Source organism: Stappia stellulata, assembly GCF_020176715.1.
Lineage (GTDB): Bacteria > Pseudomonadota > Alphaproteobacteria > Rhizobiales > Stappiaceae > Stappia.
This window is the reverse complement of the sequence record NZ_JAIVMF010000012.1, coordinates 92,589-109,521: the sequence shown is the minus strand read 5'-3', so window position 1 is coordinate 109,521 and position 16,933 is coordinate 92,589. Positions and strand designations below refer to the sequence as shown.

Here is a 16,933-nt window from a genome sequence, read left to right as displayed (position 1 = left end):
TGCCGCGGCTTCTGGTGTCGTGCGGCGGGACAGGCCCACCGGATTGCGTCATTTTGACTTCAGTGCAAGGTCGCGTCCGATTGCAGTTTCTTGATCTCGTCCTTGAGGTGAAGCTTTCGGCGCTTGAGCGAGGCAATCTCGAGCGAATCCGTGCTCGGGTGCCGCATCGCTTTTTCCAGTTCACGTTCAAGGTCGGAGTGGCGTTTCTGCAACTCGACGAGATGCGACTGAAGGGACATGGATAACCTCCTTGCCTATGCGCTTTTGACGACACGAGTGTGACACAGCAGGGACCGCCTGTCGAACGCTTCCCGGTTGCAGCAATGGCAGGGTTACCCAGCGGTTACGGCCTGTTCGACACCCTGCGACACGATGTCCGGTCCCGACATCTGCGGCGGCATTTCGAACCGCGCACATCACGGCCCTACCGCAAACCGCGCCCGCGCTGTATCCTGTCCGCCGGCGGCATGTCTTTGCCCTGCGGAAGGTGCAGGCAGGCGCCGATATCCGGTCCGGGCCACTTCGGACCGCACGCGTGGAGTAAGGCATGGATTCTGGCATGGGCAGCGCTCACGACGAGAACGCGGTTCGCAACGAGCTTGCAAGATTGCGGCAGGAACACCGCGATCTCGACATGGCGATCTCGGCGATGAATGACACCGGACGCAGCGACGCGCTGCAGATGCAGCGCCTGAAGAAGAAGAAACTGTCGCTGAAGGACCGCATCGCCACGCTGGAAGACAAGCTTCTGCCGGACATCATCGCCTGAGCGGCGCGCCCCGCCCGTCCGCGTTTCCGCAACCGCACTTGCGCCCGCCCCCGCGCTGCATATAGTGCGTGGCCTTTCAGGGAGCCTCCCCGCCGGGGAGCGCCGGACCGAACCGATCTGGGGTAACGGGCGCATGACAACGACACGGCCGCCGGTGGCGATCATCATGGGCAGTCAATCCGACTGGCCGACCATGAAGCATGCGGCGGAAACGCTCGACGCGCTCGGGATCGCCTATGACGCGCGGATCGTCTCGGCGCACCGCACCCCCGACCGGCTCTACGACTTCGCCAAGAGTGCGAAGGAGGCCGGCTTCAAGACCGTGATCGCGGGCGCCGGCGGCGCCGCCCACCTGCCCGGCATGACCGCCTCCATGACATCCTTGCCGGTCTTCGGCGTGCCGATCGAGTCCCGCACCCTGAAGGGCGAGGACAGCCTGCTGTCGATCGTCCAGATGCCGGCCGGCATTCCCGTGGGCACCCTGGCGATCGGCCGCGCCGGCGCCGTCAATGCGGCCCTGCTCTCGGCCGCCGTGCTCGCGCTCTTTGATCCCGCGCTTGCCGAGCGCCTCGAGGCCTGGCGCACGCGCCAGAGCGAGGCGGTTGCCGAGCGCCCGGTCGACGAGAGCTGACGCCGCCTCCGCCCGTTTCGCGCAGTTCCCCGCGCACCGCCCCGCGCCTCCAACAGACCAGCCCCGCCTTTCAGCCCAAGGATGCGAACACCATGACCACTCAGGCACCGACCCGCCCGCTGTCGCCGGGCGACACGATCGGGATCCTCGGAGGCGGTCAGCTTGGCCGGATGCTGGCGCTGGCCGCGGCCCCGCTTGGCCTGAAGACGCATATCCTGTGCCCGGACCCGGACAGTCCGGCCTTCGAGGTCGCCAGCAGTTTCACGATTGCCGGCTATGACGACATTTCCGCGCTCGACGTCTTCGCGTCGGCGGTCGATGTCGTGACCTATGAATTCGAGAATGTCCCCGGCCCCACGGCCGCGCATCTCGCAGAGCGGGTCTGCGTGCGCCCCGGCCCGACGGCGCTGGCCGTCTCCCAGGACCGGCTGAACGAAAAGACGTTCCTGCGCGATGCCGGCATTCCGGTCGCCGATTTCGCCCGCATCGATGCGGCCGGCGACATCGCGCAAGCGCTCGCGCAGCTCGGCGGCACCGGCATCCTCAAGACCCGGCGGCTCGGCTACGACGGCAAGGGACAGGTGCTCCTGCGCGACGGCGCCGATGCCGCGGCCGCCTTTCAGCAGATCGGCAAGGCCCCCGCCATCCTCGAGGCCTTCGTGCCCTTCGAGCGCGAGGTGTCGGTGATCGCGGCCCGCGCCGTCGACGGGACGGTGCGCGCCTACGACGTGGCCGAGAACGTCCACCGCGACCACATTCTTAAGACCTCGACCGTCCCGGCCGCGCTCGATGCGGAACTGGCGGCGGACGCCCGCGCGATGGCCGAGCGCATTGCCGACCAGCTCGACTACGTCGGCGTGATCGGCGTGGAGATGTTCGTTCTGCCGCAGGGGGCGGAAAGCCGCCTTGTGGTCAACGAGATTGCCCCGCGCGTGCACAATTCCGGTCACTGGACGCAGGACGCCTGCCTCGTCTCGCAGTTCGAGCAGCATATACGCGCGGTCGCCGGCTGGCCGCTCGGCAGCGCCGAACGCCACAGCGACGTGGTGATGGAAAACCTGATCGGCGACGAGGTCGACCGCTGGCAGGAGATCCTGCGCGATCCGGCGGCGGCGCTGCATCTCTACGGCAAATCGGACACGCGCCCGGGCCGCAAGATGGGCCATGTGAACCGCATCCGCCCCCAGCGCGCCTGAAGGCATCCGCGGCGAGCCGGGCGCACGCGGATGCACCCGCACGCGCGCGTTCGTTTCAGACCAGCCCGAGCCGTTCGCGCGCCGCGAAGCGCCACAGCAGCACGATGGAGACGGCCGCCAGGCCGAAGGCGAGCCCCCACCAGATGCCGATGCCGCCAAGCCCGAGCGGAAAGGCGAGCGCATAGGCCAGCCCCATGCCGCCGACCCAATAGCCGATGACGGCGATGACCATCGGCGTCTTGGTGTCCGACAGCCCGCGCAGCAGGCTTCCGCCGACCACCTGCGCGCCGTCGAAGATCTGGAACACGGCGGCAATCGCCAGGAAGGTCACGCCAATCGCCAGCACCTCGTCGGACTGCGGATTGCCGAGATCGAGAAACAGCGACACGAAGGGCTCGGGCTTCAGCCAGAACGCGACGGCGCAAATCACCATGAAGCCCATCGACACGGTCAGCGCTGCCCAGCCCGCGCGCCCCACCCCGGCGCGGTCGCCGCGCCCGGCGGCAAGGCCGATGCGAATCATGCCCGCCTGCCCCAGTCCGAGCGGAACCATGAAGGTGATGGAGGTCAGCTGTAGCGCGATGCCATGGGCGGCCAGCGGCACGGTGCCGATCCAGCCCATCATCAGCGACGAGCCGGAAAACAGCGCCACTTCGACGAGCAGCATGATCGCGATCGGCCAGCCGAGCCTGAGGATTTCGAAGAACTTCGACCAGTCGCTGCGCCACAGCCGACCGAACACCGCATAGCGGCGCAACTGCCGTTGCCGCAGCGTGTAGACGACGATGATGAGGAAGGTGGCGAAGGACGTGGCGACCGAGGCGATGCCCGCCCCGATCAGTTCCAGCCGCGGCAGTCCGAAATTTCCGAAGATCAGCGCATAGTCGATGAAGGCGTTGAACACCGCGCCGGCGATGGTCGCCCACAGCACCACCTGCGCCTTTTCCAGCACGGTGATGAAATTGCGCAGCGCCATTGTCATCAGCGAGGGAAACACCGAAAACATCATGATCCGCGCGTAGTCGCCCGCAAGCGCCGAGACGTCCGGCTGCTGACCGAAGGCCAGCAGGATATCCTCGGTGAACCACATGATGCCAAGCGTGGGGATCGAGTAGAAGGCAACGAACCAGAACCCCATGCGCACGGAGCGGCGCACGTCGCGCGGGCGGCGCTCGCCGCGCGCCTTCGCCGCGAGAGGCACGACGGCCTGGAGAACGCCGATGCCGAACAGCCAGATGACGATATAGAGGTTGAAGGCCAATACGGCGGCGGCGAGTTCCACCGCGCCGAGCCAGCCGATCATCACCACATCGGTGGTGTTGATCGCCATCTGCGCGACCTGGGCACCGGCAATCGGAATGCCGAGCCGCAGGCTCTGGAAGACCTCGGTGCGCCACGCGCCCGCTGTCTCCGCCATGCTGGACGCATCCGGCGCCGACGCTGTCATCTTCCTTTTCTCCCCGATCGGACCGGCTGACGGCCCCCGCGCGTGCGACCGGTCCCCTTTTCTGCCGGCCTGTGGTATCGTGCGCTCGTTGCAGCGTCCAGTGACCATCTCGGCGACGGGTCGCGGATCGTAAATATGCAAACGAAATACACATGCGAAGCGGCGCTTCAGGCACTTATGGCGGTGGACAACAACTCTGGCCTCTGCTAACTAGACGGCCTGATTAGCGACGTGAAAGCGGCGCGCCGGTGTCTTTTGCACAGCGCGCCCCAGGTTTGCAGCTGATGGCAGAGGCAAGCCGGTTTCGCTTCCGAGTCACACAGCGAGTCCAACTGGGTGAGATCCGGCACCGGATGCGGCAGTCGCATGGGTGCAAGAACGATGGGAAAAAACGCGTGCAGGTTCTGGTTCGCGACAACAATGTCGATCAGGCGCTCAAGGCGCTGAAGAAGAAAATGCAGCGCGAAGGCATCTTTCGCGAGATGAAACTTCGCGGCCATTATGAAAAGCCGTCCGAGAAGAAGGCCCGCGAGAAGGCGGAAGCCGTTCGTCGTGCGCGCAAGCTGGCGCGCAAGCGCGCTCAGCGTGAAGGTCTTCTGCCGAGCAAGGCTCCGCGCCGCTAGTCGTTCTGGATCGGCCTGCGCGGGTTCGCGCAGGACATCCAACGCCAGGCGCCCGGCTTGTCTTACACGCAACCTCGAATCAGCAGCACCGGATGCGCTCCGCCACAGCAGCGGTCGATCCGGGTAGCCTGTCAGGGACGTGCGTGATCAGGCGTGACGCCCATCGCAGGGACACAATCCTGCGTCAGGGTCGCGTCGTCGGAGTGATCGGGACCGGCTGCAGGGTTTGCGCATTGCGGCTCGATTGCAAACGCCGATAGTCTTGGCTTGGCGACGTCTGGAGCGGAACACGAACCGTCCGGAAAGGGCAGCGATGCAGATGGCGAAGGTGCAACACCGGGCCTCCCTGGCCGCAGTGATCTCCTGTGGTCTTCTGCTTTCCGCGTGCCAGACCGCCGGCGTCTCCGGTGTTCCGATCGACCGGTCGGCCGGCTCCGCTGCCAATATCGATTCGCTCAACGCGGTGATCGAGGCCAACCCGCGCGATGCGGCCGCCTACAACACGCGCGGCATTGCCTATGGCCAGGCGGGGCGGTTCAACAACGCGCTGGAAGACTTCAACACAGCGCTTCGGCTCGCCCCGGACTCCTTTCAGGCCTATGCCAACCGCGCGCTGGTCCATCGCCGGATGGGCAACACCCAGGCCGCCGTCTCCGACTACAGCTCCGCCCTTCGGATCAAGCCGGACTATGACGTCGCGCTTGTCGGGCGCGGCAACGCCTATCGCACCCTCGGCCGAAACGATCTGGCCCTTGCCGACTTCAATGCGGCGATCGCCATCGATTCCAGCAACGCCCGCGCCTTTCACAACCGTGGCCTGATCTTTCAGGCGCAAGGCCAGCATACGCGTGCCGTCGAGGACTTCGCGACCGCCATCGGCCTCGACCCCAATGCCGCCGAACCCTATATCGCGCGCGGCGTCTCCTATCTCGCGCTGAACGATCCCAAGGCCGCCTTCTCCGACCTGTCGGACGCGGTCAACCGCGACAAGCGGTCGGCGGTCGCCTGGGCGAACCGGGGCCTTGCGCTTGAGCTTCTCGGCAAGCCGACCGATGCGCGCCGTTCGTTCAACCGCGCGCTCGGCATCGATCCGTCCAACGAAATCGCCCGCGACGGCATCGGACGCCTCGACCGGGGCGGCTGACCGGGCCGCAAGACGCGGCATCGCGCCCGTCCCCAAACGCCCCCAATCCACACATCCTCCACAGGCTGTCCACAGGCGAACATCCGCATGCGCCTACGCGCATGATCGTGCCTGCAAAGCCCGTGCAAGCCTCCGCTTGCCCTAGCGTGACAGCCGTGCCGGCATCGTGCAGATGGCGCCTCACCGGTCACAGTGATGTGGAAGAGGGATCCGTCCGCCAGTCCGCTCGCGCTGCTGTCGGTGGATGAGGATCGTGACACCCGCCCTGAAATCGGGCGCGACAGCCGTCAAATGGGCGACTGGAGGCGCCTATCCTAAAAGAAAAGGACCGCGCGACCACAAAGTGGTCGCACGGTCTTGTCTGTCAGGCGGCTTGCGTCAGCGCAGCGCGACGACCGGAAGCAGGACCACCGCCGGTCCGTCGTCGAAGCGGTCCGCACGCGGTGCAGAGCCGGCGCCAGTGTCGAACCGGTTGGCGAAGACACGTCCGCTTGGCGACAGCAGCAGCTCAAGCCGGCGCTGGTTGGGATGCGACAGCGAGGCGAAGGTGCGGGTGCGGGTGGTCGCTGCACCGGAAATCAGCGCCGGCATCGAGCGGTCCGGAAGCGCGGCGAAAACCGCCAGCGGATCCTTGATCACGGGCGCGGGCAACTGGCCGGACATCGATCCGGAGGGCGCGGAGGCGGACTTCACGTCAGCCGCGCTGCGTCTCTTGGGGAGGGCTACGGCCGCCGTCGTGCCACCGCCAGCCGATGCCGTCACCGCCGGGGCATAAGCAAGGGTTGCGGCCGTCAGCTCCGCTTGCGGCTTGCGCGCAGGCTGGATGCCGCCGGTTACCGCCGCGATCGCCGAAGCGCCGTCGCTCGGTGCCGGGCGCGGGACGATGCCCTCTGCGGTCGGTCCCTGGCGAAGCTCCGCCGTTTTCGGCCGCGGCGTGATGGTCGGAGCCGCGCTCGCAACCTGCACCGGCTGATCCGCATTTGCGGGCGGGGTCTGTTCGACGGCGGGAAGACCGCTGGCGATCCGCTGAGCCTGGGCGTCAAGCGTTCCAGGTGCGACCGATCCGGCCGTTGCCGCGGCGACGATTGCCGCGAAGCCGGCCGGCTTGCCGCGCGGAACAACCTCGGCCACGACGACCGGGTCGGTCGCGCTCGGAGCCGACGGTTCCTCGGCGTCCGGCGTGCGCACGCCCGGGGGCGCCTGCGGCGGAACCGGCGGCGGCGTATCGGCCTGCACCAGACGCGAGCGCAAGGGAGCCGGCGGGGTCGGTGCGGAGGCGGAGGAGGTTTCCTCTTCCTCGTCGCTGGAGAAGATCCGGGCGATCAGCCCGGGGGAACTCGACGTATCGGTCGTCGGCGGACGCGAAATCCGGCGCGTGTCTTCAGCCGAGATGTCGGAGGAATTGCGGCGCACCGGCTGCGGTGCCGCGCTGGCGACCACGGTAGCGCGCGAGGAGCCGCTCTTCTTGCGCGCCAGAGCTTCCGCGTAGCGCGGCATCTTCTTGCCGTCGGTGGGAACGTGAATGGTGTCGCCGCGCGGGAAGACCTTGGCGAGCTGCCTGCGGGTCATGCGCGGCCAGTGCCGCACCGAGCCCGTATCCATATGCACGAAGGGCGTGCGCGATGTCGGATAGTAGCCGACACCGCCGACCTCCTTGCGCAGGCCGAGGGCGCGCAGTTTGGAGACATTCACGCCGGGAATGAAGAAGTCCATCGCGCGGCCACGGGTATGCTGGCTGGTCTTGGCGACACCGCGCGAGCGCCGGCGCAGCATGTTGTTCGTCGCCGGCGAGCGATAGCCCGAAACCACATGGATCGGCTTGCTGGTTCCCGCCTTCTGGTAGACTTCCCAGACGAGGTCGAACAGCTTCGGATCCATCTTGGTGATTTCATTGCGACGCCAGTCCCGCAGGAACCGGTTCAGCTCACGCAGACCCGACGACAGATACCGCCCGTTCTTCTTGAACGTGATCGAGACCCGCTCGTGGGTATGGGTGTTGTAGAGCTTCAGCGTGCGCGTCTCGGCAGACGCCGGCGCGACCGCGAGCGTTGCCATCGACAGGCAGACCGCCAGCGTGATCGCTGCAAGCGAGCGTAAGCGGCATCGCAGCCTGGAGAACAGTGCTTCGAGCAATGTCAGTCTCGCTAGTTTGTCGGCGGGATCGCCGAACACCCGCCCCCCGTCGGACTGGTGTAGGTGAGCGAAGTTAAGAAGCCTTTACCGTATTCAAGAATGAGCGCAAATCGTGGCAAATGCGCATCACAATCGAAAAATTTTCACGTTTTCGTTAAAACAAAGGCAAGGAGCCCGGCTTTCGAGGCGCCTCACCGCGCGCGGTCTACGCAGCGGATGTGCCTTTTTTGCGGCAGCTCCCGACCGGGAGCTGCGATCCCGCTCGTCCCCTCAGGAAAGGGTGCGGCCGGCACCAGCCGGCGCTTCTGAGTGAAATCGCGACCCGTCTAGCGATAGAGATCGTTCGATCCGCGCTGGCGCAGGCGGAAGACCTTGGCGCGCTGCTCGCGGATCGACAGCGTCTCCACGGCTTTCTTCGGGGCGGCGCGACGCACGGGGGCTGCGCGTTTCACCGGATCGGCGACCGCGAATTTCTGCCAGTCCTGCCAGCCCTCGATCTCGAGCGCCTTGGTCAGCCGCGCATTGTGCCCGTAGATGTCGGGACGGCGCTGCAAGCGGCCGGCTTCGTCCACATGGGCGGTGAAATAGGTCAGATGCACCGGAATGTGGCGCTTCAGGTCGACGCGCTTTTCGCTGCCGCCGACCATCTTCTTCAGCGCCGCCGCATCCCACTGCGGGTCGAGCTGCAGGAGCGCGTCGGCGAAATCGAACGGATCCTGGACGCGCACGCAGCCATGGGAGAACGCCCGCGCCGAGCGGTTGAACAGTCTCTTGGACGGCGTATCGTGCAGATAGACGGAATGCTGGTTGGGAAACATGAACTTGATCCGGCCAAGCGCATTGCCCGAGCCGGGACGCTGGCGGATGCGCACCGAGCGCAGGTTCACGCCGCTCCAGTCGATCGACGAGGGATTGACGACGCGCCCGCCGGCCAGGACCTCGTAGTTGCGCGAGCCCAGGTAGCCGGACGGATTGGCCCGGATCGACGGCAGCAATTCCTGCGAAGCGATGGAATAGGGAACATTCCAGTAGGGATTGACGATCAGGTGGTCCATCTCGTCGGAAAACACCGGCGTCTGGTTGGCCGGCTTGCCGACGACCACGCGGGTCTCGTAGACCTCATGGCCGTCCCGCACCAGGCGCGCCTTGAATTCGGGAATGTTGACGAAGACGTGGAAGGCGCCGAGGTCGCGCGGCAGCCAGCGCCAGCGCTCCATGTTGGCGATGACGTCGGAAATCGCCATGCCGTCATCGGCGGTTGCATTCAGCGCCAGCAACGTGCGCGGCCCGACGATGCCGTCCGCATGCAGGCCGTTTTGCTCCTGAAAGGCGAAGACAGCATCCTTCACCCCCGCGTCGAACAGCGTCGGATCGCCCGGCGTCTCGGCCTGCGCCGCAACAGGCGCATTGGTAGCGGCATTGCTCGCGCCCGGCTCCGTCGTCCCCGCGGCACCGGCTTGCGCCGTCTCCTGCGCCTCGGCAGGGTCCGCGGCGACTGTCGTGACGGCGGTTGCATCACGCGCCTCGGCGGGCGCCAGTCCGAGCCGGGCACGCAGGACCGCCACGCGCTCGTCCCGGACCCCTTCCTTCAGCACCTTGCCGGCGGGCACCACCGGGGGACCGCTTTCCTCGGCCGCCGCCTTGCGCAGGTCGGCGAGCGCCTTGCGCAGCGCCTGGAAGCCGGCGTGCGGCGGATTGTAGCCATCGAGCGCCGAAACCGGATCGGCGCTCGACGCCAGCGTCTCGAGCACCAGGGCGGGCTCCGGCTTTTCCGGCGCGGCGGTGATATAGCCCGACAGGCTCGAGGGCTCGACCCGGCCGGCCTGGGCATGCTCCGCATAGGTCAAAAGCGCTGCCGACAGCGCGCGTTCGAAGCGTGCCGCATCATCGGCGTCGAGGCGACCGACCTGGGAAATGAGATCGGCAGGCAGCGCGTAATCCGAAGGGGACAGCCCGTCGTCTTCGGCCCGTTCCATGCGGGCGACCAGCCGGTAGGCCGTCAGCGTCGGCGCACCATCGGCCGTCCAGAGCGGCTTGTGGTGCCGCCCGGCATAAAACGCGGCGACGGCCTTTTTGCTGTCGGACGTGAGATAGGAGAGCTTTGCATCCGGATCGCCCCGCGACGCTGTCTCCTCCAGAAGCAGCTGCAGCGCGGTCACCGGCTTCGGGTCCACGACCGAGCGCGTTTCCGCCGGATCCGGCGTCGCCGCGCCGGTCGTCGCATTGGCTGCGGCCCCGGACACCGCGGCCAGGCCGAAGACCGCCCCGGCAAGCGTGGTACGCAAGAGAACGGAGCGGAGTGACGTCGGCATGGTCTGAGAATCCTGAACACAATGGGCGGACCCCGATTCGGGCCCGCGGAAGCGGATGTCGTAAGGTTAACAAGCCCGGCAAAGCCGCTTGATGCAAGTCACGCGACCGCGAGGACGCGCCTATTCGGCGGCCTCTGCGTCCTGTGTTGCATCCAGGCCATAGTCCTTCAACTTCCGATAGAGAGTTGAGCGCCCGATGGACAACCTGCGCGCGACTTCCGTCATGCGCCCGCCGTAATGGTCGATGGCGGTGCGGATCATCTCCGCCTCGATTGAATCGAGCGCGCGGACATGGCCCTGATCGTCGAGACTGCGCAGATAGCCGAAGGGGACACGGGGTTCGCTTGGCTCCGCATGCCTGTCGGCATCCGCCTCCCCGGCCGTGCTCGGGGCACTGTCCGGGGCGGCCGACGCGGTCCCGCCGGTTGCCGGTCCATGGCCAGGGTCGCTCGCTTCGGGACTGTCGACGGATGGTTGCGGCGGAGCGGCGGCATAGCCGGCCGGCGCGGCACTCTCCTGCCCGCCGCCGCTTCCCGCGACGCTTGCCAGCACCTGGGGAAAGTCGTCGCGGGTCAGGTGATCGCCCTCGCACAGCACGACCGCGCGGAACACCGCGTTTTCCAACTGGCGAATATTGCCGGGCCAGTCATAGGCCTGAAGCATTGCCACCGCGTCGGGCGCGACGGAGGTGATATGCGGCCGCCCTTCCTCGGCGACGAAGCGCGCGAGGAAGTGGCGCACGAGGTCGGGAATATCCTCCCGGCGGTCGCGCAGCGGCGGCAGCCACAGCGGAAAGACGTTGAGGCGGTAGTAGAGATCCTCGCGGAAGCGCCCGTCCTTGACCAGGTCGACCAGCCGCCGGTTGGTGGCGGAAATCAGCCGGAAATCCACCTTCACCGGGCGCCGGGCACCGATCGGATCGATCTCGCCTTCCTGCAGCGCCCGCAGCAGCTTGACCTGGATGTCGGGCGGAAGCTCGCCGACCTCGTCGAGAAACAGCGTTCCGCCATGCGCTTCCTGGAACTTGCCGACATGCTTGTCGACGGCGCCGGTGAAGGCGCCCTTCTCGTGGCCGAAGAGGATCGATTCCACCAGATGTTCGGGGATCGCGCCGCAGTTCACCGTGATGAAGGGGCGCGCGCGCCGCTCGCTGGTTCCCTGAATGGCGCGGGCGATGAGTTCCTTGCCGACGCCCGATTCGCCCTCGATCAGCACCGGGATCTGCGAATGCGCGGCGCGGCTGCCGACGCGGATCACCCGCTCCATCGCCTCGGAGCGCGTGACGATGTCGTCAAAGGTGAAGGTCCCGCTCGACTGCTTGTGGATGCGGGTGATCTCGCCTTCCAGCGCCTTGATCTTCATGAAGGTGCGGATCGCGACTTCCAGCCGCTCCGGCGACACCGGCTTGACCACGAAGTCCTGAGCCCCGGCGCGGATCGCGTTGACCGCAGCGTCGATGCCGGCATGCGCCGTCTGCACGATGATCGGGATCGCCGAGCGCATCTCGCGCAGCCGGGCGATCACGCCCATGCCGTCAAGCTCGGGCATCACCAGATCGAGAATCAGCAGGTCGATGTCAGCGCCGTCGGGCCCCGATAGCACCTCGACCGCCTGCGCGCCGTTCTCGACGGTTCTGGAGCGATAGCCGAAGCGCTTGACCGCTTCCTCCAGCAGCCGGCGCTGCACCGGATCGTCGTCGGCAATGAGAATGCGTCCGCTTGTCGGGATCATGCCAGTGCGGCGCCTTTCGATTTTCAACCCTGTCTCAATTCGGGTCACCGTAGCGCCGGAGCGGTAAACAAATCGTCCATCTTTTGCGCGATGCAACGCGCCGGGGACGATTGAACATTGCCCTCAGCCCGCAATCCACAATATCCAGAAGGACACGACAGCAATTCAGGACCCTCTCGGAGACCTCATGACATTTGCGCGCCACTTTCCGCACACGCTCGCCGCACGGCCGTTCATGACAGGGCCGGCCTTCGCCACCGCAGGCCAGGGGGCCGACAGGCAGGAAAGCCTCGGGGACCTGCCGGAGTGGAACCTTGCCGATCTCTACCCCGCCCATGACGCGCCGGAGGTTACCGCCGACATGGCCCGCGCGGCCAAGGACGCGGCCGCCTTCGAGGCCCGCTACAAGGGCAAGCTTGAGGACATGGCGAAACGCTCTGGCGCCGAACTGGCGGGCGCGCTGAAGGAAATGGAGGCGCTGGAGGACCTGATGGGCCGCATCGCCTCCTATGCGGGGCTCTTCTATGCCGGCGACACCACCGACCCCGTGCGCCAGAAGTTCTATGGCGACGCACAGGACAAGCTGACTGCCGCCAGCACGCATCTGATCTTCTTCACGCTGGAGCTGAACCGCATTCCCGACGCAGTGCTCGACGTGGCGGCGCAAGATCCGGGTCTGGCGCATTATCGCCCCTGGCTCGACGACATTCGAAAAGCGCGCCCCTTTCAGCTCGAGGACCGCATCGAGCAGCTCTTCCACGAGAAGTCGGTGACCGGCGCCTCCGCCTGGAACCGCCTGTTCGACGAGACCATGGCCGGCCTGCGCTTCGAGGTCGACGGCGAGGAACAGGCGCTCGAACCCACCCTCACGCTGCTGCAGGATCCCGACGGCGCCACCCGCAAGGCCGCCGCCGAGGCGCTCGGCAAGACCTTCAAGGAAAACCTGTCCACCTTCACGCTGATCACCAACACGCTCGCCAAGGACAAGGAGATCTCCGACCGCTGGCGCGGCTTTGAGGACATCGCCGACAGCCGCCACCTCTCCAACCGGGTCGAGCGCGAGGTGGTCGACGCGCTGGTGGAGGCCGTGCGCGCCGCCTATCCGGACCTGTCGCACCGCTATTACGCGATGAAGGCGAACTGGTTCGGCAAGGACGTGATCGACTATTGGGACCGCAACGCGCCGCTTCCTTCCGCCGACAGCCGCAAGATCCCCTGGGACGAGGCCCGGTCGCTGGTGCTGGAGGCCTATGGCCGTTTCTCGCCGAAGATGGCCGGGATCGCCGACGACTTCTTCACCAAGGGCTGGATCGACGCGCCGGCACGCCCCGGCAAGGCGCCCGGCGCCTTCGCCCATCCCACCGTGCCCAGCGCCCACCCTTACGTTCTGCTCAACTACCAGGGCCGCACGCGCGACGTGATGACGCTCGCCCATGAGCTTGGCCACGGCGTGCATCAGGTGCTCGCCGCGCCCAATGGCGCGCTGATGGCCCCGACCCCGCTGACGCTTGCCGAAACCGCCAGCGTCTTCGGCGAGATGCTGACCTTCAAGGAGCTTCTGGCGACCGCGGAAACGCCGGAGCGCCGCAAGATCCTGCTCGCCGGCAAGGTGGAGGACATGCTCAACACCGTGGTGCGCCAGATCGCCTTCTACAGTTTCGAGCGCAAGGTCCACGCCGCGCGCCGCGAGGGCGAACTGACCTCCAGGGCGATCTGCGATCTGTGGATGTCGGTGCAGGGCGAGAGCCTCGGCCCGGCGATCCGCTTCGGCGACGGCTACGAGACCTTCTGGACCTATATCCCGCACTTCATCCATTCGCCCTTCTATGTCTATGCCTATGCCTTCGGCGATTGCCTGGTGAACTCGCTCTACGCGGTCTACGAAGGCGCCGTGGACGGTTTCCAGGACAAGTATTTCGCCCTGCTGTCGGCCGGCGGCACCAAGCACCATTCCGAGCTGCTCGCGCCCTTCGGGCTGGATGCCAGCGATCCCGCCTTCTGGTCGAAGGGCCTGTCGGTGATCTCCGGCTTCATCGACGAACTGGAACGGCTGGAAGACTGATGCCCGGGGGAACGGCCCGCTTCGACGACCCTCGGCGCGCGCCCTTCGCGCACACGCCCTATGACGGGTCGTCGAAGCCCTTCACCGTCGGGCTGATGCCGCTCGATCCGAACGACTGGATCGAGCCGGACGACCGCTTCGCCGAGCAGATGGCGGAAAAGGACCGGCTCTTCGCCGGGGCCGCCAGGGCGCCGGTGTTTCTCGCGGAAGCGGACACGCACGCGGCGCAGGCGGAGGTGCTCAAGATGCTGCGGAGCTACCTGCCGCAGCGCTTCCCGGATCTCTACGAACGAACGGCGAGCGGCCTTCGCCTCACCGCGACCGGACGCGAGATCGATCTGGACGCGGCGGACGACCCGCCGCTCAAGACGGCGGCGCGCCTTGTGCAGGAGGACCTCGTGCTGATGCGCAAGGGCGAGGACGGCTACCGGCTTGCGGCGGCCGCGCTGTGCTTTCCCTCGTCCTGGTCGCTGGCCGAGAAATTCGGCCAGTCGATGACGGGGATCCACGAGACCGTGCCCGGCTTCAACGGCGCCCGCATGGGCCAAATGGTGGCCCGCATCTTCGACAATCTGCCGGTGGAGCGCCCGTCCTGGCGGCTCAACTGGTCGCTCTACTCAAGCCCCGAGCTGCACCAGCCCCACGCCAAGCGCATCGACCCGCAGGCGAGCGACCCGAACCGCGTGGACCGCGGCGCGCTGGCCGGCGGCGCGGCGGAGGTCCCGCTCTTCGTGCGCGTGGAACGCCAGACCCTGCGCCGCCTGCCGGAAAGCGGCGACATCCTCTTCACTATCAAGGTGCATCACGACCCGGTCGCCGCCTTCGCCCGCCATCCGCAAGGCGCCGAACTTGCCGAGAGTCTGCGTACTCAACTGGAAGCGCTTGATGCCGACCAGCTTGCCTACAAGGGGCTGACCGGCGCGCGCGAGGCCATCGCCGCCCTGCTCCGCGAGCTTGCGGAGATCGCCGCAAGGGGCTGAGGCGATCCCGCATTGCGGCAATCCGCTCTGTGACCAAGCACGTAGATCCGGGTAACGTCGATCCGGCCAAAACGGCCGCCGCCTTTTCCTCAACGGAGACATCCGATCCATGCCGACACCGCCACGCGACCGGGAACAGAACCGCATGAGCGCGAGGGTCGGGCGCTACGCGCGGGTCGGCGCCAATGTCGGCGGTCTGGCGGCGAAACTCGCCGGCGCGCGGGTGTTCGGCTATCAGATCGACAACGAGAAGCAGGCGGCGGAACTGGCGGCCGCGCTCGGCGGCCTCAAGGGGCCGCTGATGAAGGTGGCGCAGCTTCTTTCCACCATCCCCGACGCGATCCCGCCGGAATATGCCACCGAGCTGGCGCAGCTTCAGGCCGATGCGCCGCCGATGGGCTGGCCCTTCGTCAAGCGGCGCATGTCGGCGGAGCTCGGGCGCGACTGGCAATCGCGCTTTGCCGAATTCGACCGCGCGCCGGCCGCCGCCGCCTCGCTCGGCCAGGTCCATCGCGCCGTCTCCAAGGATGGCGCGCCGCTGGCCTGCAAGCTGCAGTATCCCGACATGGCCTCGGCGGTGGAAGCCGACCTGAAGCAGCTCGGCCTGCTGTTTTCGGTCCACCGGCGCATGCAGCCGGCAATCGACACCCGCGAGATCGCGCAGGAAATCGGCGAAAGGGTGCGCGAGGAGCTCGACTACAAGCGCGAGGCGAAACAGATCGCCGCCTACAGCGAGATTTTCAAGGACGAGCCGCGCATCCGCGTGCCGGAGGTGCATGAGGACCTCTCCACCGGGCGCCTCCTGACCATGGGCTGGCTGGAGGGCGCGCCGCTGCTGTCGTTCAAGGACAGCCCGCTGGAGGACCGCAACCTGCTGGCGGAGACGATGTTCAAGGCCTGGTGGCATCCCTTCAGCCACTTCGGCATGATCCACGGCGATCCGCATCTGGGCAATTACACGGTGTTTTCGCAAAGCGGCCGACCCGCGGGCATCAACCTGCTCGACTACGGCTGCATCCGCATCTTCCCGCCAGGCTTCGTCGCCGGCGTCGTCGATCTCTACCGCGGCCTGCTGGAAGAAGACGATGCGCTGGTGGTCTCCGCCTACGAGCGCTGGGGCTTCAAGGGTCTCACCCGCGAGCTGATCGAGATCCTCAACATCTGGGCACGCTTCATCTACGGCCCCTTGCTCACCGACCGGGTGCGCTCCATCGCGGACGGGGTCAAGCCGGCGGAATACGGCCGGCGCGAGGCGTTTCGCGTGCATCAGGCCCTGAAGGAAAAGGGGCCGGTCACCGTGCCGCGCGAATTCGTCTTCATGGACCGCGCCGCCATCGGTCTCGGCGGAGTGTTCCTGCACCTGCGCGCCGAGCTCAACTTCTTCCGCCTGTTCAACGAGCAGATCGAGAATTTCGAAACCGCCACGGTGCAAAAGCGCCAGTCCGACCTTCTGGGCGGGGTCGGGTTGCAGGGCTGAGCGGACCCGCGCCGGCTCCGTTTCGGCACATCGGTCCGCGTGCACCGCAAAACAGCGCGTTGCCGTTGCATTCTTAGCTGTTATAAGTAGCCGCAACTTCTTGAACGAGGCAATTACGAGGAAACCATGTCCGATCAGACATCCCCGGCAATGGACTACGCAGAACACGAGCGCACCTACACCGGCTTCCTGAACTTCTCGAAAGTCGGCGTCGTCGCGATGATCAACGTGATGATCTGCCTGCTGATGCTGACCATGGGCAGCGGCGCGGCCGTGTTCTTCGGAACCGTCTTGATGATCGCGACGCTGGTTGCCGCGGGCGTGGGCCTCTTCGCCGGTGCCAACGGCTGGATCCCGTCTGCGGTGATCACGCTGATTTCCGGGCTTCTCGCAATCGTCACCATGGCGTGATGCGCCGCCTGACATTC

Annotated in this window: 14 protein-coding genes; 9 read left to right on the top strand and 5 right to left on the bottom strand. The window is 66.7% G+C overall.

Annotated elements, in window-relative coordinates; translation table 11 throughout:
* Positions 1-59 precede the first annotated feature (59 nt).
* A complete protein-coding gene (locus LC092_RS14740; protein ID WP_224807803.1) occupies positions 60-239 on the bottom strand; it encodes a YdcH family protein in 180 nt (59 codons plus the stop codon).
* A 308-nt stretch (positions 240-547) separates the two neighbouring features.
* On the opposite strand from LC092_RS14740, the gene LC092_RS14735 reads away from it, so the two are divergent.
* From LC092_RS14735 to LC092_RS14725, 3 genes are all read left to right on the top strand, one after another.
* Complete coding sequence (locus LC092_RS14735) at positions 548-769, top strand: YdcH family protein (RefSeq protein WP_224807801.1); 222 nt, start codon at positions 548-550, stop codon at positions 767-769.
* A gap of 133 nt (positions 770-902) precedes the next feature.
* Positions 903-1,400 (top strand): 5-(carboxyamino)imidazole ribonucleotide mutase, encoded by a 498-nt coding sequence (gene purE, locus LC092_RS14730; protein ID WP_224807799.1) that lies wholly within the window; start codon positions 903-905, stop codon positions 1,398-1,400.
* A gap of 92 nt (positions 1,401-1,492) precedes the next feature.
* Positions 1,493-2,596 carry a 5-(carboxyamino)imidazole ribonucleotide synthase gene (locus LC092_RS14725; RefSeq protein WP_224807797.1) on the top strand — a complete coding sequence of 368 codons (1,104 nt, stop codon included), beginning with the start codon at positions 1,493-1,495 and terminating at the stop codon, positions 2,594-2,596.
* Between the two features lie 55 nt (positions 2,597-2,651).
* Here LC092_RS14725 and LC092_RS14720 read toward each other — a convergent pair whose 3' ends face one another.
* Positions 2,652-4,043, bottom strand: coding sequence for an MATE family efflux transporter (locus LC092_RS14720; protein ID WP_224807795.1), 1,392 nt, complete (start codon positions 4,041-4,043; stop codon positions 2,652-2,654).
* 395 nt (positions 4,044-4,438) lie between these two features.
* Between LC092_RS14720 and rpsU the strand changes: the two genes are divergently transcribed.
* Together rpsU and LC092_RS14710 are read left to right on the top strand one after the other, a co-directional pair.
* Positions 4,439-4,666, top strand: a complete 228-nt coding sequence (gene rpsU / locus LC092_RS14715) for a 30S ribosomal protein S21 (RefSeq protein ID WP_029059436.1) — start codon at positions 4,439-4,441, stop codon at positions 4,664-4,666.
* A gap of 319 nt (positions 4,667-4,985) precedes the next feature.
* On the top strand, positions 4,986-5,810 hold the full coding sequence (locus tag LC092_RS14710) for a tetratricopeptide repeat protein (RefSeq protein ID WP_224807791.1): 825 nt from the start codon (positions 4,986-4,988) through the stop codon (positions 5,808-5,810).
* A gap of 378 nt (positions 5,811-6,188) precedes the next feature.
* Here LC092_RS14710 and LC092_RS14705 read toward each other — a convergent pair whose 3' ends face one another.
* From LC092_RS14705 to LC092_RS14695, 3 genes are all read right to left on the bottom strand, one after another.
* Positions 6,189-7,943 carry a DUF882 domain-containing protein gene (locus LC092_RS14705; protein WP_224807781.1) on the bottom strand — a complete coding sequence of 585 codons (1,755 nt, stop codon included), beginning with the start codon at positions 7,941-7,943 and terminating at the stop codon, positions 6,189-6,191.
* Between the two features lie 326 nt (positions 7,944-8,269).
* Complete coding sequence (locus LC092_RS14700; RefSeq protein ID WP_224807779.1) at positions 8,270-10,255, bottom strand: L,D-transpeptidase family protein; 1,986 nt, start codon at positions 10,253-10,255, stop codon at positions 8,270-8,272.
* Between the two features lie 120 nt (positions 10,256-10,375).
* Positions 10,376-11,986 (bottom strand): sigma-54-dependent transcriptional regulator, encoded by a 1,611-nt coding sequence (locus tag LC092_RS14695; RefSeq protein WP_224807771.1) that lies wholly within the window; start codon positions 11,984-11,986, stop codon positions 10,376-10,378.
* A 235-nt stretch (positions 11,987-12,221) separates the two neighbouring features.
* Here LC092_RS14695 and LC092_RS14690 point away from each other — a divergent pair, with 235 nt between their 5' ends.
* The 4 genes from LC092_RS14690 to LC092_RS14675 all read left to right on the top strand — a co-directional run bounded on the left by LC092_RS14690 (position 12,222) and on the right by LC092_RS14675 (position 16,916).
* Complete coding sequence (locus LC092_RS14690) at positions 12,222-14,048, top strand: M3 family oligoendopeptidase (RefSeq protein WP_224807889.1); 1,827 nt, start codon at positions 12,222-12,224, stop codon at positions 14,046-14,048.
* On the top strand, positions 14,048-15,028 hold the full coding sequence (locus LC092_RS14685) for a heme-dependent oxidative N-demethylase family protein (protein ID WP_224807770.1): 981 nt from the start codon (positions 14,048-14,050) through the stop codon (positions 15,026-15,028). The genes LC092_RS14690 and LC092_RS14685 overlap by 1 nt, the downstream gene beginning before the upstream one ends.
* A gap of 109 nt (positions 15,029-15,137) precedes the next feature.
* Positions 15,138-16,505, top strand: coding sequence for an ABC1 kinase family protein (locus LC092_RS14680; protein ID WP_224807769.1), 1,368 nt, complete (start codon positions 15,138-15,140; stop codon positions 16,503-16,505).
* 126 nt (positions 16,506-16,631) lie between these two features.
* Positions 16,632-16,916 (top strand): aa3-type cytochrome c oxidase subunit IV, encoded by a 285-nt coding sequence (locus LC092_RS14675; RefSeq protein ID WP_224807768.1) that lies wholly within the window; start codon positions 16,632-16,634, stop codon positions 16,914-16,916.
* Positions 16,917-16,933 lie beyond the last annotated feature (17 nt).